This window comes from Streptomyces nogalater (genome assembly GCF_039532885.1).
Classification (GTDB): Bacteria; Actinomycetota; Actinomycetes; order Streptomycetales; family Streptomycetaceae; genus Streptomyces; species Streptomyces nogalater.
This window is the reverse complement of sequence record NZ_BAAASM010000035.1, coordinates 17,743-38,943: the sequence shown is the minus strand read 5'-3', so window position 1 is coordinate 38,943 and position 21,201 is coordinate 17,743. Positions and strand designations below refer to the sequence as shown.

Here is a 21,201-nt window from a genome sequence, read left to right as displayed (position 1 = left end):
AACCGGCCGCGTCCGCCGTGTGCTTCTTCGTCCCCGCAGGTACCGCCGCACGGTGGAACGTGGAGGACACCCTGGCGCTGCCCGACGGCGAGTCGGTTCCGCTTCCGCCAACCCGCCGCACTGTGGGACCCGGACCCCACTGGCGTGTCTGCCCCGGGGACAACGGGTGGCTGACCGATCCAGCCGCGCTCCTCGCCGCGCTCGCGGACGCAAGCGGGACGCTGGCCGGTGAGGGGCGGGCCCGGTGACATCGCCTATCGAGCTGCCGCAGGTCCGAATTCTGCGCCGCAAATTGGTATCCGTGCCAGCTGCGAGGCACTTCGTGGTCGACGTCCTCAAGGACTGGGGCACGGTCAGCATGCTGGACGATGCCGCGCTGGTCGTGACCGAGCTGGTGAACAACGCCCTCCGGCATACCCGAACGCCGAACGTGCGGGTCATCGTGCGCCGGATGCCATCGGACGCGATCCGACTCATCGTCATCGACAAGCACCCTGAACTCTGGCCCGCTCTCCAGTCCGCAGGGCCTCTCAACAGCGGCGGGCGCGGCCTGGCACTGGTGGATGCCGTGACGAAGGCATGGGGCTGCACCCGATTGCCCTGGGAGAAGCACGTCTGGGCCGACCTGGAGGTCCCTGATGCCTGAGGTGCCGGCTCCAAGCACCCGCCTGATGTCCAACCCCGCCGCGCTCGTGCCGCACATCCCGCTACCGCGCCTGGAACTCCTGTCCGACGCCCGGACGCGGGGCGCCGAGTGCGTCTGGGGTGGCGAGCGTCTGACCGTGGAGACGGCCATCGACCTCGGCAAGCACACCGACAACGGCTTCAGCTGGTTCCCCCGAGCCTGCCTGCGCTGCACCCGGAGCGCCGTACGGACAGCCCGCGACACCCACCCGGACCGGTGCACCGAGTGCCCGGGCCCCACCTCCCTGTGCGACACCCGCCGGGCCCTGCACGACCTCCTGCTGGAGCTGCTCCGATGACCAGCACCACCCCCATCTTCCCCGTGCGGTACTGGGACGGCGTCCCGGTGCCGTTCATCACCGCCTGGTCCCAGGAACAGGTACCGCCCCAGGAACTGCTGCGCGTCCACCACTCGGGGACGACGAGCCTGGGCCTTCGAGGCGAGACAGACGTCGAGCGGCAGTTCGGCGTGTCCTGGATGCGCATGCCGGTCACCCGCGGCGGCCGGCCGCAGCACGGCCGCGTCCACGCGCTGCGACAGCGGCAGGCGATGAGCCGCATGCTCTGCCAGCTCTGCGGCGGACCCACGGTCGGCGCCCGGAAGGACGAATGGACGCTCTTCCTCGCGGCCGGCGCCGACGGCCACCCGCTCCTGAACGGAGAGCGGACGGAGTCTCCCCCCGTCCACGCGGTGTGCGCCCGACTCTCCGTCCAGCACTGCCCGCCGCTGCACCACCGCGGCTGGACGGCGGCCCTCGTACGACGCACGCCGGTCCGGGGAGTGGCCGGGCTCCTCTACGACCCACGCACCCTCGAACGGCTCCCCGACGCTCCCCAACACCGCGACGGCATGCACCGCGTCCCGTTCACGGACACCCGACGCATCCGCTGGACCCTCGCCGCACGCCTCGTCATCACCCTGGAGGACGTCGTCCCCGTCACCGACCTCGACGCCCTGGTTGACGACGAGACCAAGGCGGTGAAGATCTCCCGCTAACTTCCGCTCCCGGCAGCGTCGCCGACCGCGCCGGCAGCGGATGGCCCACCGAAGGTGCTGGGGCCACGGCCCCGGAGAGGACACCGGAGGCGGGCGGCGGGCCGCTCCCCCGAGCGGCCCGCCCGCTCCCCTTGGGGGGAGGCACGGCCCCCGGCTGGGACCCCCGACCCGGCTGGGGGCCGCTGCGTGTTCCGCACGGAAGTCTGCCCCTCGGGCCAGCTACGGGCCAGCAAGCGATCTTGAACACGGGCAAAAACGCCAGGACCCCAACTCGTTCACGCGCTGAGCTGGGGTCCGAACCGTAGGCCCTGTGGGACTCGAACCCACAACCAATGGATTAAAAGTCCACTGCTCTGCCAATTGAGCTAAGGGCCCGGGCGATGTTGCTTGTCCGAGCATAGCCGGACGGGGCCGTGTCGCCGATCGGGTATCGGGGTCACGGCCGTGTCATGGGGGCCCGGGGCGGGTGCGACGGTCGGTTTTCGGCCGGTTGGCGGCGAAGGAACCAGTGGCGGGCCGATGCCAGCCACCAGGTCGTGGCGAAGCCGAGGACGGTCAGGACGGCCACCGGGGCGTAGTTGAAGGTCTTCCAGGTGACCGGGGAGACCTGCGGCAGCATGAACAGGACCGTGATCACCAGGACCCAGCCCACCGAGACCACCCCGATCACCCCGGACCAGCGGCCCAGGTGCCAGGGGCCGCGGTCGAACGCGGCGCCCTTGCGGACCCGCAGGAAGGTCGGGATGACGTAGGCGATGTACAGGCCGATGACCGCGATCGACGTCACCGCCGCGTAGGCCGTCGTGTTGATCAGGTAGGGCAGGCCGAGGACCAGCGCGCCGAGCGCGGCCAGCCAGACCGCCGCCACGGGGGTGCGGGTACGCGGGCCGACCGTGTGCCAGACGCGGGAGAACGGCAGCGCGCCGTCCCGGGAAAAGGCGTAGATCATGCGGCTGTTGGCGGTGACGGAGGCCATGCCGCAGAAGAGCTGGGCGCCGATCACCACCAGCAGGAGCAGCTTGCCGGCGGTGGCACCGAGGGCGTCCAGGAGGATCTGGGCGGGCGGGGCGCCGGTGGGAGAGGCGAGTTCCGCGTCGTAGGACTGGATGGCGAAGGTGAAGCCCAGCAGGAGCACGAAGCCGGCGATCCAGGACGTCCAGATCGAGCGGACGATGCCCTTCGGGCCCGCCGTCGCGGCGTCGCGGGTCTCCTCGGTCATATGGGCGGACGCGTCGTAACCGGTGAAGGTGTACTGGGCCATCAGCAGCCCCAGCAGCACCACGTACGGGCCGCTGCCCCAGCCCGTCTCGTTGACGAAGCGGGTGAAGACGAAGGACGCCGACTGGTGGTGGTCGGGGACCAGCGCCAGCGCGCCGGTGATCAGCGCGACCCCGAGGACGTGCCACCACACGCTCACGCCGTTCAGGAACGCCACGATCCGCACGCCGAACGTGTTCAGCAGGCCGTGCAGGACGAGAATCGCCGCGAACAGCGCCACCGTGCGGCCCGGCGTCACCTCGAACCCGGTCTGGAGGTTCAGATAGGCGCCCAGGAAGGAGGCCGCGCCGAAGTCGACGCCCGCGGTCACCGCCACCTGGCCCAGCACGTTGAACCACCCCGTGAACCACGCCCAGGCCGCCGCCGACCGCGCGGGCGCCAGCCGGTGGGCCCAGAAGTACAGGCCCGCCGAGGTCGGGTACGCCGAGCAGATCTCGGCCATCGACAGGCCCACGAACAGCGTCATCAGGCCGACCGCGACCCAGCCCCAGGTGATCACCGCGGGCCCGCCCGTGGTCATCCCGAAGAGGTACAGGGTCAGACAGCCGGAGAGGACCGAGATGATCGTGAAGGAGACGGCGTAGTTCGAGAACGCCGACATCCGGCGGGCGAGGACCTGGGTGTAGCCGAGCTGGGCCAGCCGCTCCTCGTCCGACGGGCCGGGCGCCGCCCGCTGTCCGGTCACACGCGCGTCGTCTGCCATGTCCCCAGCAATTCCCTGCCCACCGGTGTGATATGCGCCACTCGGCAGGCGCGTGGGTATACGAAAGGGCCCGTACGACCGGTGTCGTACGGGCCCTTCCCTCAACTCACTGGGTGTCAGCCGTTGCGCTTCCAGCGCGGCTTGTCCTCGCGGCGGCCGAAGGAGCCGCCGGTGCCGCGGTGGTCGTCACGACGGCCGTAGGGGCGGTCGTGGCCGCCGGAGCGGAAGCCCGGGCGGTCGTCACGGCGGTCGCGGTTGAACGGACGGTCGCTGCCCCGGTGGCCGCCACGGTCGTCACGGCGGAAGCCCGGGCGGTCGTCGCGGCGGAAGCCGCCACGGTCGTCACGGCGGTCGTCACGGCGCTCGAAGCCACGGCCACCCCGGTCGTCACGGCGCTCGAAGGGACGGCGGTCGCCCCGGTCGCCACGGTCGTCACGGCGGTCGTCGCGACGCTCGAAACCACGGCCGCCACGGTCGTCGCGACGCTCGAAACCACGGCCACCGCGGTCGTCACGGCGCTCGAAACCACGGTCGCGGTCGCGGTCGAAGGGGCGGCGGTCGCCACGGTCGCCACGGTCGTCACGGCGGTCGAAGCCACGGCCACCGCGGTCGTCACGGCGCTCGAAACCACGGTCGCGGTCGCGGTCGAAGGGGCGGCGGTCGCCCCGGTCGTCACGGCGGTCGTCCCGGCGCTCGAAGCCGCGTCGCTCCCGGCGCTCGTACGGCGCCGCCGCCGGGCGCTCCTCGCGCTCGGTCTCGCGCTCCGCCGGCTCCTCGGCCACGGCCGACTGCTCCGCGGCCGCCGCCTGGGCCTCGGCCACCGCCGTCTCCGGGTCCTCGCCGCGCTCGCGGGCGACCCGGGCCACCAGCCGGTCGGCCTCCTCGCGCAGCTCGGTCGCGCGGCGCTGGGCGCGCTCCAGCTGCTTGGTGAGCTGGGCGACCTCGCGCTCGGCCTGCTGGGCGGCGTTGGCGGCGGACTCGGCCTGGACCTCGGTCATGGAGCGGGCGCCGGTGATCTCGGCGACCTCCGGGTCGAAGGCGGCGCCGCCCTGGATGATGTGCCGGGCCGCGTCGACGCCGGCGTCCTCCATCAGGCGGAAGATCTGGCGCCGCTGGTGCGGCAGGGAGAGCGAGACGACCGTGCCGGTACGGCCCGCGCGGGCGGTACGGCCGGCCCGGTGCAGGTAGTCCTTGTGGTCGCCGGCCGGGTCCACGTTCAGGACCAGGTCGATGCCGTCGACGTGGATGCCGCGGGCGGCGACGTCGGTGGCGACGAGCACGTTCACGTACCCGTCCTTGAAGTCCGCCAGGGTCCGGGTCCGGGCGCCCTGGGTCATGCCGCCGTGCAGCGCGTCGGCCTTCACCCCGGCGTCGCGCAGCTGCTCGGCGACGCGGTCGGCGCCCAGCTGGGTGCGGACGAAGATGATCGTGCGGCCCTTGCGGGAGGCGATCGCGGCGGTGACCGGCGCCTTGTCCTTGGGCTTCACGATGAGGATGTGGTGCGACATGGTCGTCACCGCGCCCTGGGCCGCGTCCACCTCGTGGGAGACCGGGTCCTTCAGGTAGCGGTCGACCAGGGTCTGGATCTCGTTCTCCATCGTGGCGGAGAAGAGCATGCGCTGGCCGCCGGCCGGGACCTGGTCGAGCAGCTCGGTGACCTCGGGCAGGAAGCCCAGGTCGGACATCTGGTCGGCCTCGTCCAGGACGGCGATCCGCACGTCCTCCAGGGAGCAGGCACCGCGGTTGATGATGTCGCGCAGCCGGCCCGGGGTGGCGACGAGGACGTCGACGCCGCGCTCCAGGGCGTAGATCTGGTTGCCCATCGACGTACCGCCGCAGACGACCTTCATCTTCAGGCCGAGGACGTCGCCGTAGGGCTGGAGGGCGTCGGCCACCTGCATGGCCAGTTCGCGGGTCGGGGTGAGGATGACGGCGCGGGGCCGCTTCTTCTCGGTGCGGCCCTCGGCCAGCAGGGCCAGGGTCGGCAGACCGAAGGAGAGGGTCTTGCCGGAGCCGGTGCGGCCACGGCCGAGGATGTCCTTGCCGTCCAGGGCGTCCGGGATGGTCGCGGCCTGGATCGGGAAGGGGGTCGTCACGCCGTTCTGCGCGAGCTTGCGCACGATGCCCTCGGGGAGGCCGAGGTCGGCGAAGGTGGTCTGGGGGGTGGTGTCAGCGGCCTCGGGGGCCTCGGTGACCTCGTTCATCACGTCGAGTTCGTTCTCGTTCTCGGACATGACGATCTGGTCAGTACTGGACACGGACATGCGAATGCGAAACCTTCCGGAGTCTCGTCGGCACGCGCCCGTCAACTCCGTGATTCGCTCACGACCGCCTCGATGCGGTCCGCCACGGCAAAGGAGAGTACGCGCCACACGGCGCGCTCTGTTGGTGGCGCCGGGCAAATGGGATCAAACGATCTACCACCATACGCACCTACCACCCCTGAAGGCAAACCGAGTGGCATAGACCCACGTCACAGTGGCCCTCGGGGGCCCTCGGAGGGGAAGGGGTCACGCCGCGACACCCGCCGCGGGCGCCGGTTCCCGCTGGACCAGTTGCGGTCCGGTCTCCTCGTGCGCCGACGAGGACGGCTCGGCCGACGGCGGCTCCGTGGCGGGCGGTGGCTCCGTGGTGGCCGGCGGCGCGGGCGGGGCGGAGCTGGCCGGGGGCGTGGGCGGCTCCTTGGTGGGCGCCGGGCCGCCGGGCGCTTCGGTCGTCCCGGGCTCCCCCGGTTCGCCCTGCTTCCCCGGTTTCCCCGGCTTGTCCGGCGGGCCCGAGGCGCTGCCCGCGCCGGACGGGGCGGGCGTCGCGGAGCCGGACTCCCCCGGCTTCACCTTGCCACCGTGACCGTGTTTTCCGTCACCGTGCCCGGCCGCCTCCACGGGGCCGTCCATCCCCTGTACCGGACCGCCGTCGGGTGCCTCGCCGGCGGGCTGTCCCGCCGAGCGGGAGGGGCGGGGCCGGCCCGCGTCGTCGCCCACGTTCACACAGCCGGCGGCGGCGGTGACGGCCAGTACCGTGGCGGCCAGACGGGCGGGTACGGACAAGGGGCGCACGGCGGCCACCTCCGGGGGCAAGGGACGAGTCAACCTCCCCAACTCCCGCCGCCCACAAGAGGACACGCGCACGCCCCGGGCGCACAGCGGCACCCGCCGCCCCACGTTCACCCACCCCGGGCGCCCCGCCCGGCCGTACCCGCCCGCTCACCGGGACCGGCGCTCCGCTCACCCGTACCCGAGGGCGTGCAGCCGGTCGTCGTCGATGCCGAAGTGGTGGGCGATCTCGTGCACCACCGTCACCTCGGTCTCCGCGATCACGTCCTCGCGGCTGGCGCACATCCTGAGCGTCGGCCCGCGGTAGATGGTGATCCGGTCCGGCAGGACACCCGCGTACCACTCGCCCCGCTCGGTCAGCGGTGTCCCCTCGTAGAGCCCGAGCAGCTCGGGATCGTCGGCGGGCGGTTCGTCCTCCACGAACACCGCGACGTTGTCCATCAGCCGCGTCAGCTCCGGCGGGATCCGGTCCAGCGCCTCGGCGACCAGTTCCTCGAACTCCTCGCGCGTCATTTCCAGCACACGGCCATTGTCCGGGAAGTGCGCCGCATATCCACCCCTTGACGTGGGAATACGTCACCAATAGCCCGCCCCCCGTCGCAGTTTCGAGCCGCATGCCGAACCGGACCGCCCATCGCGTACGCCCCCGCCCGCTCCCCCGTCTCGAACTCGCCGCCCGCCCCGGCCGCTGGGCGCACGCCCTCGGCCTGGCCGCCGTGGTACTCGCCGGCGCCTGGCTGGGCCTGCTGGTCGTCGGCACCGCCCGGGTCCCGGTCGGCCCGATGGACACCACGATGGCGCTACGGCCCTCCCTCACCGGCGGGACGAGGATCGACGTCTCCCCGCTGGGCGCGCTCTCCCTGGACAGCCATGCGGCCCCGGTACGCCTGGACGTCGACGTCGACCGGCTGGATCCGCCGCGCTCCCAGGCGCTGGTCGACCACCCGGAGCGGATCTCCGGGCTCCAGGACGAGATCGTCCGGGACGTCGAGCACGGCACCCGGGACCTGGCCGTACGCTCCTGCGCCGCCGTGGTCCTCGGGGCCACCGCCCTCGGTCTCGCCGTCTACCGGCGCCCGCGCCGGGCCCTGGCGGCCGGCGGACTGGCCCTGGTGCTGCTGGCCGCCTCGGGCGCGTCGGCATACGCCACCTGGAACCCGAAGTCGGTCCTGGAGCCGAGGTTCTCCGGGCTGCTCGCCTCGGCGCCGTCCGTGGTCGGCAACGCCCGCAGCATCGTCACGGAGTTCGACGTCTACCAGAAGGAGCTGGCGCGCCTGGTGACGAACGTGACGAAGCTGTACGACGCCACGTCCACCCTCCCGGCCTACCGCCCGGACCCGTCCACCATCCGGGTCCTGCACGTGTCGGACATCCATCTCAACCCGGCCAGCTGGAAGATCATCGGCTCGCTGGTGAAGCAGTACCAGGTGAACGTGATCGTGGACTCGGGGGACACGATGGACCACGGCACGGCGGCGGAGAACGGCTTCCTGGACCCGATCCGGGACCTGGGCGTGCCGTATGTGTGGGTGCGCGGCAATCACGACTCCCGGACCACCCAGCGCTATCTGGAGCGCATGAGGAACGTGCGCGTGCTGGACGACGGCCGGGCCGTGACGGTGGCGGGCCTGCGGTTCGCGGGCACCGGGGACCCGCAGTTCACCCCCGACCGCTCGGCGGCGCCCGGCGGCGAGGCGGCCGAGCGGCTGGCGGGCGCCCGGCTGGCCAGCGCCCTGCGCGACCAGCAGGCGGCCGGGACCCCCGTGGACGTGGCGGTCGCGCACGAGCCGACGGCCGCCGAGGAGACGGACGGCTTGGTGCCGCTGGTGCTCTGCGGGCATCTGCACCACGAGGGGACGCGGATGCTGCCGTACGGCACCCGGCTGCGGCGGGAGGGCTCGACCGGCGGCAGCGGGCTGCGGGCGGTGGAACGCCGGCACCCCGCCCCGATCGAGGCCTCGATCCTCTACTTCGACCGGGACAGCCGCCGACTCCAGGCCTGGGACGCGATCGAACTGGGGGGACTGGGCCTGACAACGGCCGAGGTCAGCCGCCATCTGGTGGACGAGAACCAGCCCGGCGCCACCACCCCCTCGCACTCCCCTTCCGCCACCTCCCCCAGCGCCTCTCCGTAAACCGTTTTGGCGTTACCCCTCGCCATCCCATATGCTTCTCACGTCCCCGACGCGCTGAGAAGCGCCCAGGCGGGCCGATAGCCCTCATCGTCTAGCGGCCTAGGACGCCGCCCTTTCAAGGCGGTAGCACGGGTTCGAATCCCGTTGGGGGCACGCATTACCGTGTGCGACACTGTTGCACACACGCTTGGTCCTGTGGAGCAGTTTGGAGTGCTCGCCACCCTGTCAAGGTGGAGGCCGCGGGTTCAAATCCCGTCAGGACCGCTGGTGTTTCACGTGAAACACCGTGGCTGGGTAGCTCAGTTGGTACGAGCGTCCGCCTGAAAAGCGGAAGGTCGCCGGTTCGACCCCGGCCCCAGCCACAGCCGCCCTGACCAGGGCAAGAGCCCCTCCCCGTTCGCGGAGAGGGGCTCTTTCGTACCCCGCCACGCCCATCGGCACGCCAACGGAGCCCGCCACGGTGAAGGCCTTACCGAGCATCGACCCCACGCTGCCGCTCGACCGGCACCCCGAGCGGATCTGGTACACCTCGTACGGGTCCAACACCCACCTGGACCGGCTCGCCGCCTACATCAAGGGCGGGCGGCCACCCGGCGCGGGCAGGGAGTACCCGGGGTGCCGCGACCCCGCCATGCCGGCCCGGTCGATCCCGGTGGAGCTGACCGGCGCGCTGTACTTCGCCACCGAATCGGCCGTCTGGGGCGGCGGGCGCGCCTTCTACGACCCGGAGGCGGACGGGCGGGTGCTGGCCAGGGCGCATCTGGTGACGAGCGGGCAGTTCGCCGACATCGCGGCACAGGAGATGTACCGGCTGCCGGTCGGGGACCTGGACCTGGTGGAGGTCCTCACGCGAGGGCGTTGCGTCCTCGGCGACGGGCGCTACGAAACCCTCGTCTGCGCCGGCCAGGTGGACGGCCTGCCGGTGCTCACCTTCACCGCGCCGTGGGGGATGAACGACGTGCCGTGGGTCGCCCCCTCCGCCGCCTACGTCCGCTTCCTGGCCGCGGGCCTGCTCTCCGCCGGGGCGTGGGACACCGACGCGGTCGCCTCCTACGTCGCCTCCTGCCCCGGCGCCCGCGGTCACTGGTCGCCCCGGGCCGTCGCCGCCCTGCTCGGCGGCGACCCGGACGGGCACCGGCCGCCCGGAGGACCCTGACCCGCGTGCGCCCCGGCCGTCCCACGGGCGGCCGCCTTGGCACCGCGCCCGCCCGCCGCTACGTTCGGCCCCGTCGCGCGTGGTGCGCGGAGACGGGGGGAGAGACATGAGCCGGAACGAGGACAGAGCCGGGCGGGACACCGACCTGGAGAAGGTTCGGGCCCGGTACGGGCTGTTCGCGGTCGTCGCCAGCAATCTCGCGATCACCACGGTCGCGATCGTCGGCGTATGGCGGCTCGACGGGGACAAGGCGGTGATCGTCGGCATCCTCACCGCCGCGTTCACCGCCGTCAGCAGCATGACCACGGCCTACCTGGGCATCAAGGCGATCTCCAATACCGCCAGGTCGATCGCCCTGGGCGAGGGGACGGCCCGCAGGCTCCCCGAGGCCGTCCCGGCGGCCCCGTCCGCCCAGGGCGCCTCCTAGGCCTCCAGGCCCTCCCGCGCGGCCGGCCCGACCGGGCGCCCGCCCGGGTGGCGGTGACGCCAGATCAGGAAGACCGCGCAGGAGAGGGCCGCCCAGCCCGCCAGCACCAGGAACGGGAACGCGTGCTGGTGGCCCCGGAAGTACACCGCGGTGTGCTGGGCGTTCACCGAGGCGCCCGGCGGCAGCCAGCGGCCGACCGTGCCCAGCAGGGACGGCAGCAGCGGCCACGAGACGGCACCGCCGGACGACGGGTTGCCCAGCAGCACCATCAGGCCCCAGGTCGGCAGCATGGCCCACCGGCCGAACAGGGTGTTGAACATCGTGAACACCATGCCGGACGTGAACATCGTGAAGGCGAGAATGGCCCACGACTCGACGAACGGCAGCCGTACCGCCCCCAGCCACCAGTCGACCACGGCGGCGATCGTGAACCCGCCGAGCACCGAGTAGGCGACGGTGTAGGCGATCCGCTCCGGCGGGTTCAGCTCCCGCGCGTGCACGCTGAGCTGGATGGCGCCGACGAAGCCGATGATCACGGCGGCGAGGGTGATGTAGAAGATGGCCAGTCCCCGCGGGTCGCCCGGCTGCAAGGGCTTGAGGTCCCGGACCGTCACGGTGGTGCCGGTGGCCTTGCCGACCTGCTCCGCCGCCTGCCCGAGCACCTGGGCGACCGTCGAGCCGGACGCCCCGGACACGTCCAGGGTGACCGTCCGGCCGCCGGCGGGCACGTCCAGCACCGCGAACACCTTCTGCTCGTCCACGGCCCGTACCGCGTCGTCCCGGCTGTCGTACGGGTGCAGCCGCATCGAGGCGTCCAGCGCCTCCTCCATGCCGTCGATGAACCTCCGGGCGGCCGGATCGCCGTAGTGGCCGGTGACCGCCGTGGGGATGCCGTGCGGGGTCGGGTTGGCCATGGCGTACGTGTACGAACCGGCGAAGAGACCGGCCGCGGCGGCGAGGATGAGGACGAGGACCGTGGCGGGGAGGAAGGGCGACTCCCGGAACGCCGCCCAGCGTTGCGAATCGGGCATAACGGTTACTTTGGCATCCCCGCGTGGGAGGTGCCTCCCGATGGGCCGGACCCCGAACCGCCCCCGGTCAAATCGTTCGCGTGTTTTTCGCCCCGGGTGAGATCCTGGATCGCGTATGTCTACGCATCCTGCCCCCGCCCTCGGCACCCTCGCCCCCCGTCTGACCGAGTTGTCGCTGCGCGACGCGCACCGGCTCGGGCGGCGGCTGGAGGGCGCGCGCAAGATCCGCAAGCCGGAGGCCCGCGCCGCCGTGCTCGCCGAGATCGAGACCGAGATCGACCGCGCCGCGGACCGGATGGCCGAGCGCCGCTCGCGCGTGCCGGCCGTCACCTATCCCGAGCAGCTGCCGGTCAGCCAGAAGAAGGACGCGATCGCGGACGCCATCCGCGACCACCAGGTCGTGATCGTGGCCGGTGAGACCGGCTCCGGCAAGACCACGCAGATCCCCAAGATCTGCATGGAGCTGGGCCGGGGCGTGCGCGGCATGATCGGGCACACCCAGCCGCGCCGGATCGCCGCCCGGACGGTCGCCGAGCGGGTCGCGGAGGAGCTGAAGACCCCGCTCGGCGAGGCCGTCGGCTGGAAGGTCCGCTTCACCGACCAGGTGAACCCGGACGCCACCTTCGTCAAGCTGATGACGGACGGCATCCTGCTCGCCGAGATCCAGACCGACCGCGAGCTGCGCGCCTACGACACGATCATCATCGACGAGGCGCACGAGCGGTCCCTCAACATCGACTTCCTGCTGGGCTACCTGGCCCAGCTGCTGCCCAAGCGCCCGGATCTGAAGGTCGTCATCACCTCGGCGACCATCGACCCCGAGCGTTTCTCACGGCACTTCGGCGACGCCCCGATCATCGAGGTGAGCGGGCGGACGTACCCCGTGGAGGTGCGCTACCGGCCGCTGCTGGAGGAGGACTCCGAGGACGCCGACCGCGACCAGATCACCGCCATCACCGAGGCCGTCGAGGAGCTGATGGCCGAGGGGCCGGGCGACATCCTGGTCTTCCTCTCCGGCGAGCGGGAGATCCGGGACACCGCGGACGCGCTGGAGAAGAAGAAGTACAGATTCACCGAGGTGCTCCCCCTCTACGCCCGGCTCTCGCACGCCGAGCAGCACCGCGTCTTCCAGCAGCACACCGGGCGCAGGATCGTTCTCGCCACCAACGTCGCCGAGACCTCCCTCACCGTCCCGGGCATCAAGTACGTCATCGACCCCGGCTTCGCCCGGATCAGCCGCTACAGCCACCGCACCAAGGTCCAGCGGCTGCCCATCGAGCCGATCAGCCAGGCCAGCGCCAACCAGCGCAAGGGCCGCTGCGGCCGCACCTCCGACGGCATCTGCATCCGCCTGTACTCCGAGGAGGACTTCCTCGCCCGCCCGGAGTTCACGGACGCGGAGATCCTGCGGACGAACCTCGCCTCCGTCATCCTCCAGATGACCGCGGCCGGCCTCGGCGACATCGAGAAGTTCCCCTTCATCGACCCGCCGGACCACCGCAACATCCGCGACGGCGTGCAGCTGCTCCAGGAGCTGGGCGCGCTGGACCCGGTCCAGAAGGATCCCCGCAAGCGGCTCACGGACACCGGCCGCAAGCTGGCCCAGCTGCCGGTCGACCCCCGGCTGGCCCGGATGGTCCTGGAGGCCGACAAGAACGGCTGCGTCCGCGAGGTCATGGTGATCGCCGCCGCGCTGTCCATCCAGGACCCACGCGAGCGCCCGGCCGACAAGCAGGCCCAGGCCGACCAGCAGCACGCCCGCTTCAAGGACGAGACCAGCGACTTCCTCGCCTATCTGAACCTGTGGCGTTACATCCGCGAACAGCAGAAGGAACGAGGCTCCAGCTCCTTCCGCCGGATGTGCAAGCAGGAGTACCTGAACTTCCTGCGCATCCGCGAATGGCAGGACATCTACACCCAGCTGCGCACGGTCGCCAAGCAGATGGGCATCCACCTGAACGAGGAGGACGCCCCGGCCGACCGCGTCCACGTCTCCCTGCTGGCCGGCCTGCTGTCCCACATCGGGATGAAGGACGTCAAGGACGGCAACAAGAACGAGTACCTGGGCGCCCGCAACGCCAAGTTCGCGATCTTCCCGGGCTCGGCGCTGTTCAGGAAGCAGCCGAAGTTCGTGATGTCCGCCGAACTGGTGGAGACCTCCAGGCTCTGGGCCCGGGTCAACGCGAAGATCGAGCCCGAGTGGGTCGAACCCCTCGCCGGGCACCTGCTGAAGCGCACGTACAGCGAACCGCACTGGGAGAAGGACCAGGCGGCCGTGATGGCCTACGAGAAGGTCACGCTGTACGGCGTCCCGATCGTCGCCCAGCGCAAGGTGAACTACGGCCGGATCGACCCCGAGGTCTCCCGGGAGCTGTTCATCCGCAACGCGCTGGTGGAGGGCGACTGGCGCACGCACCACAAGTTCTTCGCCGACAACCGCAGGCTGCTCAGCGAGGTCGAGGAGCTGGAACACCGCGCCCGCCGCCGGGACATCGTGGTCGACGACGACACCCTCTTCGACTTCTACGACCAGCGGGTGCCCGAACACGTCGTCTCCGGCGCGCACTTCGACTCCTGGTGGAAGCACAAGCGGCACGAGCAGCCCGACTTCCTGGACTTCGAGCGGGAGATGCTCATCCGGGAGTCCGCGGAGGCGGTCACCAAGGCCGACTACCCGGACACCTGGCGCCAGGGCAACCTGAAGTTCCGGGTCACCTACCAGTTCGAGCCGGGCGCGGACGCCGACGGCGTGACGGTGCACATCCCGCTCCAGGTCCTCAACCAGGTCACGGACGAGGGCTTCGACTGGCAGATCCCGGGCCTGCGCGAGGAGGTGGTGACGGAGCTGATCCGCTCGCTGCCCAAGCCGATCCGCCGCAACTACGTACCGGCGCCGAACTACGCCAAGGCGTTCCTGGAGCGGGCGGTACCCCTCCAGGAGCCGCTGACCGTCACCATGGCCCGCGAGCTGAAGCGGATGGTCGGCGTGCCCTTCGAGGCGGACGACTTCGACTGGGCGAAGGTCCCCGACCATCTGAAGATCACGTTCCGGATCGTCGACGAGCGGCGCCGCAAGCTCGCCGAGGACAAGGACCTCGAAGCGCTCAAGCTCAGCCTGAAGCCGAAGGCTCGCAAGGCGCTGTCGCAGGCCGCGGCGGCGACCGCGTCCCGGGAGGGCGGCGAGTCCCTGGAGCGCAAGGGCCTCACGGACTGGACGATCGGCACGCTGAACCGGGTCTTCGAGACGCGCCGGGCCGGCCAGCCGGTGCGGGCGTACCCGGCGCTGGTGGACGACGGCGACACGGTCTCGGTCCGGCTCTTCGACACCGAGGCGGAGCAGGCGGAGGCCATGTGGAAGGGCACCCGCCGGCTGATCCTGCGCAACATCCCGGTGAACCCGGCGAAGTTCGCGTCCGAGAAGCTGACGAACCCGCAGAAGCTGGCCCTGTCCGCGAATCCGCACGGCTCCATCCAGGCCCTGTTCGACGACTGCGCGATGGCGGCGGCGGACAAGCTGATCGCGGACTTCGGCGGACCGGTGTGGGACGAGGAGTCGTACCGGAAGCTGTACGACAAGGTGCGCGCGGAGATCGTGGACACCACGGTCCGCACGGTCGCCCAGGTGCAGCAGGTCCTGGCCGCCTGGCAGGCCTGTGAGCGGCGTCTGAAGGCCGTGCGCAGCCCCGCGCTGCTCGCCAACCTGACGGACGTCCGCAAGCAGCTGGACGCCCTCGTGAAGCCCGGCTTCGTCACCTGGGCGGGCATACGGCGCCTGCCCGATCTGATGCGCTATCTGGTGGCCGCCGACCGGCGCCTGCAGCAGATGCCGACGAACGTGCAGCGGGACACCACGCGCATGGAGAAGGTGCACGAGATGCAGGACGAGTACGCCTGGCTGCTGGAACAGCTTCCCCAGGGCCGTCCGGTGCCGCAGCAGGTACGGGACATCCGCTGGATGATCGAGGAGCTGCGGGTCAGCTATTTCGCCCACGCGCTGGGCACGGCGTACCCGGTCTCGGACAAGCGGATCGTGAAGGCGATCGACGCGGCGGCGCCGTAGCCGTCCCGGTACGGAGGGTGAGTTCGACCGGGACCCTCACCCTCCTGTACAGTCCTTCTCGCAGCGCAACGCACCAACAAGCGCCGCGAGCAAGGTCCTGTGGAGCAGTTTGGAGTGCTCGCCACCCTGTCAAGGTGGAGGCCGCGGGTTCAAATCCCGTCAGGACCGCATCGAGAGAGTTCCGAGGCCCGCCTTCCGCAAGGGACGGCGGGCCTCGCTCATTTCCTGGCCGGCCCCCACTGGAGGCCGCGCCCGCGGCGAAGCCGCGATCAGACACGGCAAATCCCGCCAGGACCGCACCGAGAAGGGCCCCCGCGAGGGGGCCCTTCTGGTTTTGCCCGTCGGCGCGCGGCCTTGACGGCGGAACCGTCCGCCGGTACCCAGGGAGCAGGGCCCATTCCTCCTGTGCGGCCCCTGGAGGTGGCGTATGGCGGCGTCGGTCAGGCACGAGACCCGAGCGCTTCTGAGAGCCCATCTGGCGGCCGCCTCGTCCTACCGGCACCTCACCCGCCACTGTCCCGTCTGCCACCACCTGCTGCGGCTGGCGATGGCCGCCGGCTCGCGGAGCCAGGAGGGCGAGCGGGAGACCGCCGAGGGCGAGGGCCGCCGCCGCGCGTGACCCCGTCGGGCCCAACACCCGTACAGGCGTGGGACTCTGGAACCGGCGCTTCCCTTTAACCCATGCGGGCCGCGAGCAGCAAGCACCCCGCAGTGTGACGGGAGTCACCGCACGAGTTCGGGAAACCGGGGAACTTACCCTCGCCCTACAACGGGTCAATTTAATATGTGCAATTGCACCCGGCCCCGGGCTCGCACACAGCCGTTCCGACAGGCCTCCCCAGAGTCCGACAAGGACGCTCACAAGCGCCGCTCCCGCCCACGGTCCGCGCACAAAAAAGATCGCGCTGGACTCGGCGGAGTCCAGCGCGATCGACGACGCACCCTGTGCCGTGTGCCTACGGCGTTCTCTTCGGCTTGGGCGTGGGGCCTGTTGGGGCAGGACCCGCGTCGCTTGGAGCTAGGGTTTCGGGCGCCTCGGACGATTGGGGGACCGTCCGCCTTGCCCGGTTATGCGGTTGTTCAGGCCTCGCTGCGCTGCTGCGGGATGCCCGCCAGCAACGCCCGGACCTCCGCCTCGCGGTAGCGGCGGTGCCCACCGAGCGTGCGGATGGACGTGAGCTTGCCGGCCTTCGCCCACCGCGTGACCGTCTTGGGGTCGACGCGGAACATGGTGGCGACCTCAGCGGGGGTCAGCAGCGGCTCGGCATCAGGGGTGCGAGCGGTCATGAGCGGCCTCCTCGGGAGAACCGAACCTTCTCGGTTCTTTCCTCTAAATTCTGCACCTTGACCCGCGTTGCCCGAAATGGCGGACGCGAGTCGAGTCGGTTATAGGACGAACGGCTTGTCCTCGGCACTACAACTACACCATCTGTCCAGCCGCGTCGGCCAAACCGATGGAATTGCCCTCCCAGGTGTTCATCAGCGACGGAAGCCGATGGACCATGCCATAGCGGACAGTCACGCCACTGTGACGATCAGTCACAGTGGCGTTCAGGAGTCACCGGACCCCCCAAAGCGTGCAATGCTGAGATTCCGGCCATAGTGGAGCACAGTTGGACGGACGGAGCCCTCCCCGGACTCCTTGTCCTATTTTGGCACGAGGGGTGGCATCCAGGGCAAGGGCCTCGTAAGTGCGGTCCATCACCCTTGGGACAAAAGTCCAGATCGTGTCCAACGTCCCGTCAGGTGACCAAGCGAGGTAGAACGTACGTCTTCCGGTGCCTGTTTGACTGTGACGCACGCCACTCAGTTCGCGGAACGCCGGTCCCTGACCGCCCGCCAGCGCTCCACCAGCCTTCCGTACGCCTCCCCGGCGGCCGCCCCGTCACCCTGGCGCAGCGCCTCGATGCCGGCCGCCACGTCCGCCGCCGAGTGGTCGTCCTCCAGCTGGCCCGCCGGCAGCACGTGCACCAGCCCGCCGTAGTCCAGCTCCACCAGCGAGCGCGGATGGAACTCCTCCAGCCAGCGGCCGACGTCCACCACGCCGTCCACCAGCGGGCCCTCCTCGACGGTGTCCCGCAGGGTGCGCAGCGCCCGTGCCACCCGGCGCCGGGCCTGCACCATCGGGGTGCGGTAGCGCAGCACCGGGGGCACCTCGGCGGTCCCCTTGTCGTACCGCCGCTCCTCGTCCGCGACCAGCACGAACCAGTTCAGCGGCACCTGCCAGGTCGCCGTGCGGATCCACGGGCGGGCGTCGGGGTTGCGGGCGAGCCAGCGCTCGTAGTCCTGGGCCGCCTGCCGGCGCACCACCGGCGGCAGCACCGCGTCCAGCACCGGCGGGGGCAGTTCCGCCGCGAGCCCGTCCAGGGCCTGCCAGCCGCGCAGCCGGGTCCGCCAGGGGCACACGCAGACGACCCCGTCGACCTCCAGCACGAAGGCGTCACCGCTCTCGTGCACCGGCACCGCGATCGGCGGGGTGGCCACCAAGTCCGCCAGGGAGCACCGCAGTTCGTCCTGGTAGGAGGGGCGGTCGGGGCGGCGGGCGTAGCGCGCCCAGTGGCCGCGCTCCGGCTCCGGGAAGGCGCCCAGCGGCTCGTACACACGCAGGTAGGCGGCATAGGGGACGACCACGGAGGACACCTTGGGCACGCCTGCTCCCTCCCCATCGGGCCCGGCTCGAAACCACTGCAAATCGTGCCACGGACATGCGTGCGCGGCGGGCCCGGGAGAGTGATCCTGAACACTGAGCGGATGGTGACGGGGCCGAGGCTCTACGCTCATGCCACGGCTCCCCGCCACCCGTACGGGGACCGACCCCACTCGCCGCTAGTACACAGGAGTCACCACAGTGACCGACGTAACCGGCGCGCCTGCCGATGTCCTGCACACCCTGTTCCACTCGGACCAGGGCGGCCATGAGCAGGTCGTGCTCTGCCAGGACCGCGCCAGCGGCCTCAAGGCCGTGATCGCCATCCACTCCACCGCCCTGGGCCCCGCCCTCGGCGGCACGCGCTTCTACCCGTACGCGACCGAGGCCGAGGCCGTCGCCGACGCCCTGAACCTCGCGCGCGGGATGTCGTACAAGAACGCCATGGCCGGTCTGGACCACGGCGGCGGCAAGGCCGTGATCATCGGTGACCCGGAGCGCGACAAGACCGAGGAACTGCTGCTCGCCTACGGGCGCATGGTGGCCTCCCTCGGCGGCCGCTACGTCACCGCCTGCGATGTCGGCACCTACGTCGCGGACATGGACGTCGTGGCCCGCGAGTGCCGCTGGACCACCGGCCGCTCCCCCGAGAACGGCGGGGCGGGCGACTCCTCGGTGCTCACCGCCTTCGGTGTCTACCAGGGCATGCGCGCCTCCGCCCAGCACCTGTGGGGCGACCCCTCGCTGCGCGGCCGCAGGGTCGGCATCGCCGGCGTCGGCAAGGTCGGCCACCACCTGGTGCGGCACCTGCGCGACGAGGGCGCCGAGGTCGTGATCACCGACGTGCGCGCCGACGCCGTCCGGCGCATCCTCGACGAGCACCCCGAGGGCGTGACGGCCGTCGCCGACACCGAGGCGCTGATCCGGGTGGAGGGCCTCGACGTCTACGCCCCCTGCGCGCTCGGCGGCGCGCTGAACGACCTCACCGTGCCGGTGCTCACCGCCAAGGTGGTGTGCGGTGCGGCCAACAACCAGCTCGCCCACCCGGGCGTGGAGAAGGACCTCGCCGACCGCGGGATCCTCTACGCGCCGGACTACGTGGTGAACGCCGGCGGGGTCATCCAGGTGGCCGACGAGCTGCACGGGTTCGACTTCGACCGGTGCAAGGCGAAGGCGTCGAAGATCTTCGACACCACGCTGGCCATATTCGCACGTGCGAAGGAAGACGGGATCCCGCCGGCCGCCGCGGCCGACCGGATCGCCGAGCAGCGGATGGCCGACGCCCGCGCGAACCGCGCCGCGCGCTAGCCGTTTCGCACACATGAGCGGTACCCGTCGGCGGGAACTTCGAGAGAACTCTCACTTCCCCCGGCGGGTCGTTCCCCGATAAGTGGTTAAAATCGCCACTGACCAGCGAGGACGGGGCGCCTCGAAGGCCCTGGGCACACGCGCGTACCGCGGGCGACGTACCGTATGGGCGCGGGCTCAGGTACCGTGGAAGCCCTACGGACCGGCCTCTCCATGGAGAGTCCGTTCCAGATCATGAACGCGTGTCAGACTCTGGGGCCGTCGAGCCCCGTCGTTGAGGGGGTCGAGCCATGGGGCGCGGCCGGGCCAAGGCCAAGCAGACGAAGGTCGCCCGCCAGCTGAAGTACAACAGCGGTGGGACGGACCTCTCACGCCTGGCCGAGGAGCTGGGCGCATCGACGTCGAACCAGTCGCCGAACGGCGACCGATTCGAGGACGATGAGCACGACGACGACCTGTATGCACGGTACGCCGACCTCTATGAGGACGACGACGACGAGGACGACAGTCCTCAGCAGCACCGTCGCGGCGCGTAACGCTTGCAGCGGGCTTTACCGCACTTTCCCGGTCCGGGGCCGTAGCACCGGACCGGGTTTTGTGCTGCCGTCGCGGGGCCGTGGCCCCGCGTTCCGGTCCTACGCGTAGTCTCCGACCAGTTCGGCGCCCGTCGTCTTCTCGCCGCGCTCGGTGATCTCGCCGGCCACCCAGGCGTCGACGCCCCGGTCCGCCAGGGTCGCGAGGGCCACCTCGGCCGACTCCGGCGGGACGACCGCCATCATGCCGACGCCCATGTTGAGGGTCTTCTCCAGCTCCAGGCGCTCCACGTCGCCGGTCTTCCCGACCAGGTCGAAGATCGCGCCCGGGGTCCAGGTGGAGCGGTCGACCACCGCGTGCAGGCCGTCCGGGATCACCCGGGCCAGGTTCGCCGCGAGACCGCCGCCGGTGATGTGGCTGAAGGCGTGCACCTCGGCCGTGCGGATCAGGGCCAGGCAGTCCAGCGAGTAGATCTTCGTCGGCTCCAGCAGCTCCTCACCGAGGCCCCGGCCGAGCTCCGCGATCTCCGACTCCAGGGACAGCCCGGCGCGCTCCAGCAGGACGTGGCGGACCAGGGAGTACCCGTTCGAGTGAAGCCCGGAGGACGCCATGGCGATCACCGCGTCCCCCGTGCGGATGCGATCGGCGCCCAGCAGCCGGTCGGCCTCCACGACGCCTGTACCGGCCCCGGCCACGTCGAAGTCGTCCTCGCCCAGCAGGCCCGGGTGTTCGGCCGTCTCGCCGCCCACCAGGGCGCAGCCGGCCAGCACGCAGCCCTCCGCGATGCCCTTGACGATGGCCGCGACCCGCTCGGGGTGGACCTTGCCGACGCAGATGTAGTCGGTCATGAACAGCGGCTCGGCACCGCACACCACGATGTCGTCCATGACCATGGCGACCAGGTCGTGGCCGATGGTGTCGTAGACGCCCATACGGCGGGCGATGTCGACCTTCGTGCCGACGCCGTCCGTGGCGGAGGCCAGCAGGGGGCGTTCGTAGCGCTTGAGGGCGGAGGCGTCGAAGAGCCCGGCGAAGCCGCCGAGGCCGCCCAGCACCTCGGGGCGCCGGGTCTTCTTCACCCACTCCTTCATGAGCTCGACGGCGCGGTCTCCCGCCTCGATGTCGACGCCCGCCGCTGCGTAGCTGGCACCAGTTGTCTCAGACATGGCTGTGAGAGCTTTCGTGTCG

The 21,201-nt window shown here is 71.2% G+C and carries 18 protein-coding genes and 5 tRNA genes; 14 read left to right on the top strand and 9 right to left on the bottom strand.

Features of this window, described 5'->3' with window-relative positions; genetic code table 11:
• Positions 1-244: 244 nt before the first annotated feature.
• The 3 genes from ABD350_RS23265 to ABD350_RS23255 are packed head-to-tail and all read left to right on the top strand — an operon-like array spanning position 245 to position 1,681.
• A complete protein-coding gene (locus ABD350_RS23265; protein WP_344350208.1) occupies positions 245-646 on the top strand; it encodes an ATP-binding protein in 402 nt (133 codons plus the stop codon).
• Positions 639-983, top strand: a complete 345-nt coding sequence (locus ABD350_RS23260; protein WP_344350207.1) for a hypothetical protein — start codon at positions 639-641, stop codon at positions 981-983. The genes ABD350_RS23265 and ABD350_RS23260 overlap by 8 nt, the downstream gene beginning before the upstream one ends.
• Positions 980-1,681, top strand: a complete 702-nt coding sequence (locus ABD350_RS23255) for a hypothetical protein (protein ID WP_344350206.1) — start codon at positions 980-982, stop codon at positions 1,679-1,681. The genes ABD350_RS23260 and ABD350_RS23255 overlap by 4 nt, the downstream gene beginning before the upstream one ends.
• 302 nt (positions 1,682-1,983) lie before the next feature.
• On the opposite strand, the gene ABD350_RS23250 is transcribed toward ABD350_RS23255, so the two are convergent.
• The 5 genes from ABD350_RS23250 to ABD350_RS23230 all read right to left on the bottom strand — a co-directional run bounded on the left by ABD350_RS23250 (position 1,984) and on the right by ABD350_RS23230 (position 7,237).
• Positions 1,984-2,056 (bottom strand) — tRNA-Lys (locus ABD350_RS23250).
• A 61-nt stretch (positions 2,057-2,117) separates the two neighbouring features.
• Entirely contained in the window at positions 2,118-3,662 is a 1,545-nt protein-coding gene (locus ABD350_RS23245) for an amino acid permease (RefSeq protein WP_344350205.1), read from the bottom strand.
• Between the two features lie 116 nt (positions 3,663-3,778).
• A complete protein-coding gene (locus tag ABD350_RS23240) occupies positions 3,779-5,926 on the bottom strand; it encodes a DEAD/DEAH box helicase (protein WP_344350203.1) in 2,148 nt (715 codons plus the stop codon).
• A gap of 246 nt (positions 5,927-6,172) precedes the next feature.
• Positions 6,173-6,718 (bottom strand): hypothetical protein, encoded by a 546-nt coding sequence (locus tag ABD350_RS23235; RefSeq protein WP_344350201.1) that lies wholly within the window; start codon positions 6,716-6,718, stop codon positions 6,173-6,175.
• A gap of 168 nt (positions 6,719-6,886) precedes the next feature.
• Positions 6,887-7,237, bottom strand: a complete 351-nt coding sequence (locus tag ABD350_RS23230; protein WP_030792559.1) for a metallopeptidase family protein — start codon at positions 7,235-7,237, stop codon at positions 6,887-6,889.
• Positions 7,238-7,329: 92 nt separating this feature from the next.
• Here ABD350_RS23230 and ABD350_RS23225 point away from each other — a divergent pair, with 92 nt between their 5' ends.
• The 6 genes from ABD350_RS23225 to ABD350_RS23200 all read left to right on the top strand — a co-directional run bounded on the left by ABD350_RS23225 (position 7,330) and on the right by ABD350_RS23200 (position 10,433).
• Positions 7,330-8,850, top strand: coding sequence for a metallophosphoesterase family protein (locus ABD350_RS23225; protein WP_344350200.1), 1,521 nt, complete (start codon positions 7,330-7,332; stop codon positions 8,848-8,850).
• A gap of 80 nt (positions 8,851-8,930) precedes the next feature.
• Positions 8,931-9,003: transfer RNA gene (locus ABD350_RS23220), tRNA-Glu, on the top strand.
• Positions 9,004-9,039: 36 nt separating this feature from the next.
• A tRNA-Asp gene (locus ABD350_RS23215) sits at positions 9,040-9,114 on the top strand.
• 24 nt (positions 9,115-9,138) lie between these two features.
• A tRNA-Phe gene (locus ABD350_RS23210) sits at positions 9,139-9,212 on the top strand.
• Positions 9,213-9,310: 98 nt separating this feature from the next.
• A complete protein-coding gene (locus ABD350_RS23205; RefSeq protein ID WP_344350198.1) occupies positions 9,311-10,006 on the top strand; it encodes a histone deacetylase in 696 nt (231 codons plus the stop codon).
• A 106-nt stretch (positions 10,007-10,112) separates the two neighbouring features.
• The gene (locus ABD350_RS23200; protein ID WP_344350196.1) at positions 10,113-10,433 is read left to right on the top strand and encodes a hypothetical protein; all 321 of its coding nucleotides are present in this window, start codon (positions 10,113-10,115) and stop codon (positions 10,431-10,433) included.
• On the opposite strand, the gene ABD350_RS23195 is transcribed toward ABD350_RS23200, so the two are convergent.
• Positions 10,430-11,464: an ABC transporter permease gene (locus ABD350_RS23195; protein ID WP_344350195.1), complete on the bottom strand. Its 1,035-nt coding sequence runs from the start codon at positions 11,462-11,464 to the stop codon at positions 10,430-10,432. The two genes, ABD350_RS23200 and ABD350_RS23195, sit on opposite strands and share 4 nt — an antisense overlap.
• A 115-nt stretch (positions 11,465-11,579) precedes the next feature.
• Here ABD350_RS23195 and hrpA point away from each other — a divergent pair, with 115 nt between their 5' ends.
• The 3 genes from hrpA (at position 11,580) to ABD350_RS23180 (ending at position 16,143) form a co-directional block, all read left to right on the top strand.
• The gene (gene hrpA / locus ABD350_RS23190; RefSeq protein ID WP_344350193.1) at positions 11,580-15,524 is read left to right on the top strand and encodes an ATP-dependent RNA helicase HrpA; all 3,945 of its coding nucleotides are present in this window, start codon (positions 11,580-11,582) and stop codon (positions 15,522-15,524) included.
• 93 nt (positions 15,525-15,617) lie between these two features.
• Positions 15,618-15,692, top strand: a tRNA-Asp gene (locus ABD350_RS23185).
• 259 nt (positions 15,693-15,951) lie between these two features.
• A complete protein-coding gene (locus tag ABD350_RS23180; RefSeq protein WP_344350192.1) occupies positions 15,952-16,143 on the top strand; it encodes a DUF6274 family protein in 192 nt (63 codons plus the stop codon).
• A 461-nt stretch (positions 16,144-16,604) separates the two neighbouring features.
• Here the strand turns inward: ABD350_RS23180 and bldC are convergent, their stop codons facing one another.
• Together bldC and ABD350_RS23170 are read right to left on the bottom strand one after the other, a co-directional pair.
• Positions 16,605-16,811, bottom strand: coding sequence for a developmental transcriptional regulator BldC (gene bldC, locus ABD350_RS23175; RefSeq protein ID WP_003949541.1), 207 nt, complete (start codon positions 16,809-16,811; stop codon positions 16,605-16,607).
• Between the two features lie 519 nt (positions 16,812-17,330).
• Positions 17,331-18,173 carry a DUF8083 family protein gene (locus ABD350_RS23170; protein ID WP_344350191.1) on the bottom strand — a complete coding sequence of 281 codons (843 nt, stop codon included), beginning with the start codon at positions 18,171-18,173 and terminating at the stop codon, positions 17,331-17,333.
• Between the two features lie 199 nt (positions 18,174-18,372).
• Here ABD350_RS23170 and ABD350_RS23165 point away from each other — a divergent pair, with 199 nt between their 5' ends.
• Positions 18,373-19,479, top strand: a complete 1,107-nt coding sequence (locus tag ABD350_RS23165; RefSeq protein ID WP_344350190.1) for a Leu/Phe/Val dehydrogenase — start codon at positions 18,373-18,375, stop codon at positions 19,477-19,479.
• A gap of 290 nt (positions 19,480-19,769) precedes the next feature.
• Positions 19,770-20,015, top strand: a complete 246-nt coding sequence (locus tag ABD350_RS23160) for a DUF3073 domain-containing protein (RefSeq protein WP_030619673.1) — start codon at positions 19,770-19,772, stop codon at positions 20,013-20,015.
• A 99-nt stretch (positions 20,016-20,114) separates the two neighbouring features.
• Here the strand turns inward: ABD350_RS23160 and purM are convergent, their stop codons facing one another.
• Positions 20,115-21,179 (bottom strand): phosphoribosylformylglycinamidine cyclo-ligase, encoded by a 1,065-nt coding sequence (gene purM, locus ABD350_RS23155; RefSeq protein WP_344350189.1) that lies wholly within the window; start codon positions 21,177-21,179, stop codon positions 20,115-20,117.
• Positions 21,180-21,201: the final 22 nt, after the last annotated feature.